The following is a 9322-nucleotide window of genomic DNA, read 5'->3' as shown; positions in this document are numbered from 1 at the left end:
TTTGCAAACAAGGCAGGGGTCGATGAAAAAGTATTGGATTATCTTAAGCTCAATGCCGATGGAGTGAAGCTCTTCACTGATGACTTGATGGATGGATTCAAAAAGCTGACAGGTAGGAAAAACATTTTAAGCATTAAAAAAGAAACCTCACACTCATTTATAATCCTACCGAAAGGTGAAGAAATCCTTAAAGTAGGATTCACCATAAAAGAACAGGCAACCCAACTGACACATGAACAATTGAAGGACGGTGAATGGAAAAGCCTTGAATACCGCCCATACGACATTAACGCTGAAGCCCCAGTCATCTTCGCAGGCAAGAAACACCCGTTAAGGGAAATCATCGACGAGATAAGGGAAATATTCCTCAACATGGGTTTCGTAGAGGACAATGGGGAATACGTTGAATCAGCATTTTGGAATTTCGACTCACTCTTCCAGCCACAGGACCATGCGGCACGTGAAATGCAGGACACATTCTACCTCAAAAACCCATTGACCTGCGACCTTCCTGATGATGATTTGGTTAAGCTCACTGCTGAAACACATGAAACTGGAGCAGACACAGGTTCAATAGGATGGAAATACGACTGGAGCGAAGAAATCGCACGCCAAAGCGTGCTCAGAACCCACACCACTGGAATATCCACAAAACACCTATTCGAGCATGAGCCTCCAATTAAAATGTTCTCCGTTGGAAGAGTATTCAGAAGGGAAACATTCGACTACAAGCACCTTCCGGAATTCCACCAGGTTGAAGGACTTGTCTGCGGACCAGACATCAGCTACCAAAACCTGTTGGGCACATTGAAGGAATTCTACAAGAAACTCGGTTTCGAGGTAAGGTTCAGACCTGCATACTTCCCATACACATACCTCTCAACAGAATCAGAAATCTATCTTGAAGAGAAGGGAAGCTGGATTGAGCTTGGAGGGGCTGGAATGTTCAGGCCTGAAGTGCTAAGGCCATTGGGAATCGACCAACCGGCACTTGCATTCGGTATGGGTATCGAAAGGCTTGCAATGATTCGCTATGATGTCGAGGACATTCGTATGCTCTACAAGAGTGACATCAAATGGCTGCGCGAAGTGCCTCTGGACAGGGGAGTTAGATTATAATGTCAATCAAGCTGGTTTCCTGGAACGTGAACGGCATCAGGGCAGTCTCCAAGAAAGAGGAATTCTGGGACTGGTTTGATAATACTGATGCTGATATAATCAATTTTCAGGAAGTCAGGGCAACACAAGACAAGATTCCTGAGAAATTGGCTGATGTTGAAGGATTCCACCAGTCATTCAACGAGGCTGAAAAGAAGGGGTACAGTGGAGTTGGAACCTACTCAAAAATAGAGCCTCTTGAAGTCGTTAATGGCCTTGGTGTTGAGGAACTTGACAGTGAAGGCAGGGTATTGAGAATAAAGTATCCAGACTTCTACTTATATAACATTTACTTCCCGAACAGCGGAATGAATGCCAAGAGACTTGACTTTAAGGTGGATTTCTGCAAGGTGCTCCTTGAACAGCTCGTTGAGCTTAAAAACAATGGCGAGAATGTTGTAATCACCGGCGACTATAACATTGCCCATCACCCGATTGATGTTTATAACCCTAAGAACTGTGAGGGAAAATCAGGCTATCTTCCTGAGGAACGTGCATGGTTGGATGAGCTTGAAAAGGCAGGATTCGTTGACACTTTCAGAATCTTTGATGAAGGCGAGAACAATTTCACATGGTGGAGCTACCGTACAAAGGCCCGTGACAGGAATGCCGGTTGGAGACTGGATTACTTCTATGTCAATGAGGAGATAAGGGATAATGTGAAATCCGCCGAGATATTGTCTGATATCTACGGTTCCGACCACTGTCCGGTGACATTGGAATTGGAATTCTAAAAAAATAGTAAAAATTTGGTGAGTTATAATATAGTGTTCACATCACCAATATTGTCGATAAGGGTTATGTCTAGTTTTTCCTGTTTAATGTAGTCCCTGTCCTCTTCAGTAATGTCGGTATTCAATAGAATTGCACTCATTCCAGCATTGACTGCACCTAATGCATCTTCCTTGAACTTATTGCCGATCATGACTGACCTTTCAGGGTTTCCTTTCATTTTCCTGAGGGCAACATCATAAATCAGTTTGCTTGGTTTCTTTTGGCCGACCTCTTCGGATGTGATTACCTCATCGAAGAATGAATGGATGTTGAGCCTCACTAGTTTTTCCCATTGCTTGATGGTTATACCATTTGAAATAACTGCCAGGCGGTACCCTTGGCTTTTAAGGTAGATTAATGTTCCTATGGTTTCAGGGAATGGTCTTAAAAGAGCCATTTTAACGTTATGGTATGTTATCATTCCAAGAGCGACAAGCATAGGATCCTCATGGCCCAGCACAACCTGTGTCAGGACGTTGAAGTGCTTGCCGTAATTTGATCCCTTTTCGCGGATGATGGTTTTCAACACTCCATATGCTTCATCCTTATCTAGTGGCAATCCATTATCAACCATTAATCCAATGGCTGCTTTTCTAGCGGTTTCAGCAAAATCAGATGTGTCAAGCAATGTGCCGTCTACATCAAAAAATACTACTCGGTCATCATCATTTTTAATCATATGGTGTTTATTTATATTTTAAAAATATTTAAATTTTTTCAGAAAAACGCGTCGAGGCTTTGCTGAACTTCACCTTTTGCAAGGTCTTCAAGTTCCTTTCTCGAATATCCGAAGGCATACATTATGCGCTCCATCGCAGGTATCATCTGATTGTTGATGTAGTAATCCTTATCATACTCATAGCCTTCACTGTACTCGTATGGAACCGCCCTTTGGCTGATTGATCCCCTTCCCTTCACGATGATGTACTGAATGATGGTTCCACGGCTCACCTTGATTCCGTGCTCCTCGATTCTTTTTGCGGCCACTACATGAGGTCCGATTTGCTTGTACTGGTCAAGCGGCTTTGTTATTTGGGTGTGTATGACAAGCTCCTTGTTTTCAACATCGCCCTTCTTAAGCCTTTTGAAGACTTTCTTGACCTCGCTTATTGCCTTGTCGGAATCCCCTTCCTTTAAAATGGCCATTAGGATGGCTTCCTGGGTGTTCTTTACTATTGGCGCCCAGTCTCTTCTGACCAGTTCCAGTCCCTTGGCTATGATTTCCCCGTCTTCAATCACTGCATACCTTTTCTTGCTTACGAAAAAGCCTCTGCGGTAAAATCCTTCATATTCCAGCTCCATGCTTTCCGGCAGGGTGGAGTTCAAGTATTCGAGGAATTTATGAGCCTGCTCTTTGATTTCCGCTTCAAGGGCTATCTGTTCTGTTGTCTCTTCGACCATTTTGACACCTTTAATTAATCTATATTTGACATAGTTATAATATTTTGCGAATGCAATTTTTCACTGTCGCAACAATTTCATTGCCTTGTGAGTGGAATATTGTCCTGAAAAAACCTAAGAATACTCCTCACACGCTCTTGCGCATTCTTTATATGTAAATCATCACATAATTATGTGTGAGGTTTGATAATATGAAAAAAAGATTGATTTCAAGTTATGATGAGGAAAACGACACCTTTGTCGGAAAGGTTGACGGCGAGAATGGCTACTGTGCAGATTACGGAATAAGCGAAGGAATATACCTTGGAGTTAACGATTCCCATTTGCCAGCAACCATTATCATTCCAAACGCATCAAAAGTATTCAACACTTCAAAGACAATCCTTGAAAGTGCAGATGTTAAAATAGGCATCGTATGCGATGAGACATTCCTCAAATTCTCCATGTGCGTTGAGGATTTGAAGATCTTCTCATCCAAGTGCAGGAACAACTTCAACATCCCAAAGATCAACTATCTCATGGACAGTAACATCTAGTTACTATCCACATTAACTTTTAAATATTAGTTAATTTAATAATTATAATAATTAAATAATATTCAAAGTGATAATATGAACGATGAAAAAATCAATGTTAATTCCGCTGACGAGATAGTTATAGTGATACCTGAAGAGGCCGTTAAGGACGGTGAAATAGAAATAGATTTGGATGAGCTTGGAATTGATGTTGAATCATTAGGAGAAGACGTCAATATTGTCATCCAGGTTGAAGGCGCAGAATACATGGAAGATGACATTTTGGATGATGAGGATTACATTGAAGAGCCGAACGAATGGTGCTTTGATGACGATCCATACAACATTACATATTATGAATTCGTAGACGATGATGAGGATTGAGGATGTCAAAGGAAATTCCATACTACACTCTTGACGATGAAGGCAACAGCGAAAGCATGACCTTCAATGGCGAAGCCTATATTGATGACGGTGATTTGAAGGAGTTGCTGATTGAATTGCTGGGTGAGGATGTTTCATCCGAGGAAATTCAAAAGATACTTGACGCAGCATCGGATGAGAATCTCACCGAAGAGGAATTCGACAGGCTGATTGATGATTTTATTTTACAAAATAAAAATTGAAATCACTGATTTTTGGCCAAAAAATAAAACATTTATATATAATGATAAAGTAATATTTTATTATCATTATTCTTTAAGCTTCTTTTTTGCTCTCAAAAATTAGGCTGTTATTTTTTCTTGCTTTACAGTTTGATTGAAAGAGGCTTATAGACTGCGATTATTATATTATATATTATATTTATTTAGGTGAAATAATGGCAATTTCTCAAGGAAAATCAACTAGAAGTCCATCCGGTGCAAGGAATGTTGCAAACCGTGGAAAAAGGAAATCAGAATTAGGAAGAGACCCAGCTGAAACTAGGTTAGATGAAAAAAGATTAAGAAAAATCAGAACCCGTGGCGGAAACGAAAAACTCAGGTTAGCTACCGGTAACAAGATCAACGTAACCGACTCCAACGGCAAAACCAAAGTAGTAGACATTCTTGGAGTAATTGAAAACACCGCAAACCCAAACTACGTAAGGAGGAACATCATTACTAAAGGTGCTATCGTGGAAACCCCTGAAGGTAATGCTAAAGTAACATCCAGGCCTGGTCAAGACGGTGTTATTAACGGAATTTTAATTTAAGATTACTATCTTAAATTCTCTTTTTTTTATTAACTTTTTTTTCAATATTTTAATATACTAGTTTTAACAAATATTATCTCATTAACGATTATTTTAATTAGGAGAATAATATGTCAGAAGATAAAATTAGTATGAATCATGGTGCTGGTGGAGAAGTAATGGCAAATTTGATTTCCAGCACTATCTTGGATAATATCACTAAAAAAAGCGTTAATGGTGGTATTAGTTTAGATGCCTTGGATGACGGGGCTTCCATCCCAATGGGGGATTATGAAATTGTCATGACAACTGATGGTCATACAATCGACCCATTGTTTTTCCCAGGTGGGGATATCGGAAGAATCTCAGCGGCAGGAACCATCAACGACGTTTCTGTAATGGGAGCTCAACCGTTGGCCATTTCAAATGCAATCATCATGCAGGAAGGTTTCCCGATTGGGGACTTGGATAAGATCATCAAGTCATTGAACGAAACCTGCCAGGAAGTTGATGTGGCTGTCATCACTGGAGACACTAAGGTAATGCCTCAGGACAAGCTTGACGGCATCGTCATGGTGACAACAGGTATAGGAATAGCCAAGAAAGGCGAAGTGGTCCGTGATTCAGGTCTTGAAGTCGGCGATAAGATAATCGTCACCGGAAGCCTTGGGGACCATGGAATGAGCCTGATGTCATTCAGGGAAGGATTCGGTTTTGACACTGATTTGAAGTCTGATGTTGCTCCGATGTGGAATATTATTAAAAAGGCTTTGGATATCGGTGGAGTTACAGCAATGAAAGACCCTACCCGTGGAGGATTTGCAAACGCAATCAATGAGATGGCCTCAAAAGCGGGCGTAGGCGTTGTTCTTGAACAGGAAGCGATTCCAATTCGCGAGGAGGTTCATGCAGTGTCCGAAATGCTGGGCATCGATCCGTTTGAAGTGGCTAATGAGGGCAAAGTCGTCATGGGCGTCAAGGCCGATAAGGCTGAAGAGGTTCTTGAAGCAATCAGAAGCGAAAAGTACGGTGAGAATGCTGCAATAATCGGTGAGGTTGTTGAAGGGGATTATGTTGTTGTAAACACTCCTATTGGCGGTGAAAGAATACTTGAAGCGCCGATAGCTGACCCGGTTCCTAGAGTATGTTAAGGTGATAAAAATGGCAAGCGTATTTTCAAGAAGAGTAGTCGCATATATTTTGGACTTTTTCGTCCTGTCCGCAGTCATGTGGATTGTATCATATTTGCTGTTCTTAGTAATTGGTTCAAAAAACATCTATAGTGTATATCAGTATCTGCCTTATGTTGTGCCGGTTTTAATTCTTGTTTACTTCATATTATGTGAGAAATTTGCAGGAGCCACCATAGGAAAGGCTTTAATGTATCTGCAGGTTAAATCTAAAAATGGCATGGATATTACCTGGCAGCAGGCGATTGTTCGCAATCTGACTAAAATCTACTGGGTTCCAATAATCTTCGATTGGCTGATCGGTAAAATCTTGAAATCCGACAGGTTATTGAACAACATTACTAGAACTATTGTAATTGACGACGGTAGATAGATAACTATTGATTATTATGATTAAGAAAGTTCAGGTTCTTTGGTATTTGAATAAAGAGGATTTGGAGAATTATTGTATTGACTTTAAGGAATACAAGTCTCACAAGCTCGAAGGGTATGAAATTGTTGATGTTGATGAGGATTTAATCTACGACCTATGCGATCGTGACCCTGACAGGCTGGAGCCTTTGGGATATTTCCAGAACAAGAAAGAACTTGAAAACTACTTGTCCGACACCATCACCAACAATGAATTGGATTTGGAGCTTGATTCACCTGAACTCAAAAGCAAGATTCAGAATGCTATTGATTCGGTGGATTTCACCGGTGAGGACTATTACATTTCCATTGGCGATGGGATGGGTGAAGAGGGCAATGTCATTGCCAGCTGGTTTGATTCACTTAGGCGAGAGTACAATTCATCATCAAAGGATAACGTGTGGGTTTTGGCTGTGACCGGCTACGACCCTTATGACCTGTCATTGACCGGAAAGACATTGTCATTCATTCTTGCGGATATCCTGAATCTCAACGAGTCATCCCTCGATAAGATGATTCCGAACAAGGGACGAATCACTGTCGAGGAATGGAATGAAATATTGGATAAGATGTATAAGAAAAATAAGATCTATTTAGGTTTAAATAGGGTTATTTAACTATACTTCTCCTTTTTTGAATTCACTTGGCGTGAAATAGGAATTTTCAGCCAATCCTTTATCCAATAGCTCCTTGTTGATGTCCATTGTGTCAGTGTATACTATGGCCAGTGTCCTGTCGTAGTTGTCCTTAGGCTTTTCGTCATCAACATTCAGGTAAACTGTTTTTCCAAGGCAATTGTCGCTTACGAAGTTTTTTGCTTGGCTTATGCCGGGTTCTGAGTCCGGTGTTTTCACCTGTGTCAGCTGCACTCTTCCGACACCGTAGACCTGAATTGTGTTTCCGTCAATGACCTCAACGCATTTTCCGGCTTTATCATAGTTCACTGTCCTGTTTCCTATTGTCAGTGTCCCTGTCTGGTTTTCCACGGTATTGTTGTCCTGCATGAAAACGTTGGCTATCGTAAGCCCCATCGTTATTATGAACACTGCCAGCAGGATGATTGATATTGTTTTCTTGTTCATTTTGCATGCTCACAAGTGTCTTTGAATCTGCATGACCGGCATTTTTTAGGGTTTTTGGTTGGAACGAATGGCTTGGTGCCGTCAAGCAATCCCTGAACCCTGTCGATTGTGAATTTTATCTGTTTTTCAACTTCGGGAGTGAATATTTCAATCCAGAATAGGTTGTCTGTTCCCCTTTCCCTTAATGCTGCCTTGATTTTTCTTTCATCGCCTGTCATGTCCTTGAACGCTAGGCAGTATGCCCTTACCTGGTTCATTGTTGACTGGTAGGGTGTTCTTCCGGGCTTGTCGTCGATTATGACGATTTCATCGGGGGTCATCCAAATTTCATCTATGTCTCCTCGTATGCCGTAATCCGGTGCGACCACGGTGACTTCCCTTGACATTGACGCTTCTGTTTTTGACGCCTCCACGGCATCCTCGAACTTGGCGGGTGTTGCATCCTTATTGAATATGTTCTCTAGCTGCTTGTGGATTTGGCTTCCATGTGTCATTGCCGCTGTTGGGCGTGTTTCAATGCCTTTCATGTACTCGAGATATAGCTGGTATTCGCAATATCCTTGCTGGTTGAGCCAACTTATCGGGAAATTGTTTTTCCCTTCAATTATCTTGACTCCTTTGATTGAAGGATGGTCTTTAATGTCATAGTCCTTCTCATATTCGTTAATGTTTTTTTGTTGCATGGTTTAGTATTTGTAGATTTTAATATAAGGCACTTTTTATACTAGATTGACTAAATGTTAATTCATGCATTACGTCAAGGCAAAGGGCATCTTCACATCAGACTATGGAATCAACCTCTACCGTGGATGCACCCACGGTTGCATATACTGCGACTCAAGAAGCGAAATCTACGGCATGAACCATAAGTTCGAGGACATCCAGGTAAAGGAGAATGCCGTTGAGCTTCTTAAAAAGGAACTGGTGAAGCGCAAGCCATCCATGATCGGAACAGGCGCAATGACCGACCCCTACATTCCCCTTGAAAAAAGATTGGGATTCGTCAGGAAAACGCTGGAGCTTGTGTACAGGTACGGTTTCGGATGGTCCTGCATCACAAAATCAGACCTTGTATTGAGGGATATTGACCTACTTGAAAAAATCAATGAAAAGACAAAGGCTGTGGTTCAAGTCACAATAACGACAGCTGACGATGAGCTGTGCAAAATGATAGAGCCGAACGTCTGCCCAACATCCCGCCGAGTGGAAGTGCTTGAAAAACTGAAAGAGTGCGATATCCCTACAGTCGTGTGGTTCTGCCCGATACTGCCATATATAAACGACACTGAGGAGAATGTCAACAGGATCATGGACTGCTGCATTGACGCCGATGTTAGGGGAGTGCTTAACATGGGCATGGGGTTGTCCCTAAGAAAGGGCAATCGGGAATACTTCTACCGGAAACTCGATGAAAAGTTCCCAGGAATCAAGGAGAAATATATTGAGGAATTTGGGGACAGCTACTTCATCCACATCAGTGATAATCGAAAATTGAGGGGAATCTTAAGGAAAAGATGCGATGAGCATGGCATAATGCACAATCAGGATGAAATATTCTCATACATTCATGAGTTTCCCGAAAAAACCGTTCAATCAAAATTATTATAAACCTGTTTT

14 protein-coding genes are annotated in these 9322 nt (G+C 41.4%); 10 read left to right on the top strand and 4 right to left on the bottom strand.

The annotated features are described in order from the left end of the window. Together QZU77_RS09750 and QZU77_RS09745 are read left to right on the top strand one after the other, a co-directional pair. Positions 1-1119: phenylalanine--tRNA ligase subunit alpha (locus QZU77_RS09750; RefSeq protein ID WP_295603589.1), on the top strand; the 1119-nt coding region annotated here is incomplete at its 5' end. Then, the gene (locus tag QZU77_RS09745) at positions 1119-1892 is read left to right on the top strand and encodes an exodeoxyribonuclease III (RefSeq protein WP_295603586.1); all 774 of its coding nucleotides are present in this window, start codon (positions 1119-1121) and stop codon (positions 1890-1892) included. The genes QZU77_RS09750 and QZU77_RS09745, both read left to right, overlap by 1 nt. 23 nt (positions 1893-1915) lie before the next feature. Here QZU77_RS09745 and QZU77_RS09740 read toward each other — a convergent pair whose 3' ends face one another. Continuing rightward, positions 1916-2611 (bottom strand): TIGR02253 family HAD-type hydrolase, encoded by a 696-nt coding sequence (locus QZU77_RS09740; RefSeq protein ID WP_295603584.1) that lies wholly within the window; start codon positions 2609-2611, stop codon positions 1916-1918. A 38-nt stretch (positions 2612-2649) separates the two neighbouring features. Then, complete coding sequence (locus QZU77_RS09735) at positions 2650-3333, bottom strand: DNA polymerase domain-containing protein (RefSeq protein WP_295603581.1); 684 nt, start codon at positions 3331-3333, stop codon at positions 2650-2652. Between the two features lie 191 nt (positions 3334-3524). On the opposite strand from QZU77_RS09735, the gene QZU77_RS09730 reads away from it, so the two are divergent. The 7 genes from QZU77_RS09730 to QZU77_RS09700 all read left to right on the top strand — a co-directional run bounded on the left by QZU77_RS09730 (position 3525) and on the right by QZU77_RS09700 (position 7240). After that, positions 3525-3869 (top strand): hypothetical protein, encoded by a 345-nt coding sequence (locus tag QZU77_RS09730; protein WP_295603579.1) that lies wholly within the window; start codon positions 3525-3527, stop codon positions 3867-3869. A 75-nt stretch (positions 3870-3944) separates the two neighbouring features. Then, on the top strand, positions 3945-4232 hold the full coding sequence (locus QZU77_RS09725; protein ID WP_295603577.1) for a hypothetical protein: 288 nt from the start codon (positions 3945-3947) through the stop codon (positions 4230-4232). 2 nt (positions 4233-4234) lie between these two features. Then, positions 4235-4474: a hypothetical protein gene (locus QZU77_RS09720; RefSeq protein ID WP_295603575.1), complete on the top strand. Its 240-nt coding sequence runs from the start codon at positions 4235-4237 to the stop codon at positions 4472-4474. Between the two features lie 194 nt (positions 4475-4668). After that, positions 4669-5043 carry a 30S ribosomal protein S8e gene (locus QZU77_RS09715; RefSeq protein WP_295603573.1) on the top strand — a complete coding sequence of 125 codons (375 nt, stop codon included), beginning with the start codon at positions 4669-4671 and terminating at the stop codon, positions 5041-5043. 110 nt (positions 5044-5153) lie between these two features. Beyond that, a complete protein-coding gene (hypE, locus tag QZU77_RS09710; protein WP_295603571.1) occupies positions 5154-6173 on the top strand; it encodes a hydrogenase expression/formation protein HypE in 1020 nt (339 codons plus the stop codon). A gap of 10 nt (positions 6174-6183) precedes the next feature. Further along, positions 6184-6585, top strand: coding sequence for an RDD family protein (locus QZU77_RS09705; protein WP_295603569.1), 402 nt, complete (start codon positions 6184-6186; stop codon positions 6583-6585). 16 nt (positions 6586-6601) lie between these two features. After that, on the top strand, positions 6602-7240 hold the full coding sequence (locus tag QZU77_RS09700; protein ID WP_295603567.1) for a hypothetical protein: 639 nt from the start codon (positions 6602-6604) through the stop codon (positions 7238-7240). Here QZU77_RS09700 and QZU77_RS09695 read toward each other — a convergent pair whose 3' ends face one another. After that, a complete protein-coding gene (locus QZU77_RS09695) occupies positions 7241-7705 on the bottom strand; it encodes a thermonuclease family protein (protein ID WP_295603565.1) in 465 nt (154 codons plus the stop codon). Next, positions 7702-8388 (bottom strand): CRISPR-associated protein Cas4, encoded by a 687-nt coding sequence (gene cas4 / locus QZU77_RS09690; protein WP_295603563.1) that lies wholly within the window; start codon positions 8386-8388, stop codon positions 7702-7704. The genes QZU77_RS09695 and cas4 overlap by 4 nt, the downstream gene beginning before the upstream one ends. 64 nt (positions 8389-8452) lie before the next feature. On the opposite strand from cas4, the gene QZU77_RS09685 reads away from it, so the two are divergent. Then, positions 8453-9313 (top strand): radical SAM protein, encoded by an 861-nt coding sequence (locus tag QZU77_RS09685; protein ID WP_295603561.1) that lies wholly within the window; start codon positions 8453-8455, stop codon positions 9311-9313. The last annotated feature ends 9 nt before the right edge of the window (positions 9314-9322 follow it).

It is taken from the genome of uncultured Methanobrevibacter sp. (assembly GCF_902774605.1).
Taxonomy (GTDB): Archaea; Methanobacteriota; Methanobacteria; order Methanobacteriales; family Methanobacteriaceae; genus Methanocatella.
The sequence above is the reverse complement of the archived record's forward strand: the minus strand, read 5'-3'. Positions and strand labels throughout refer to the sequence as shown.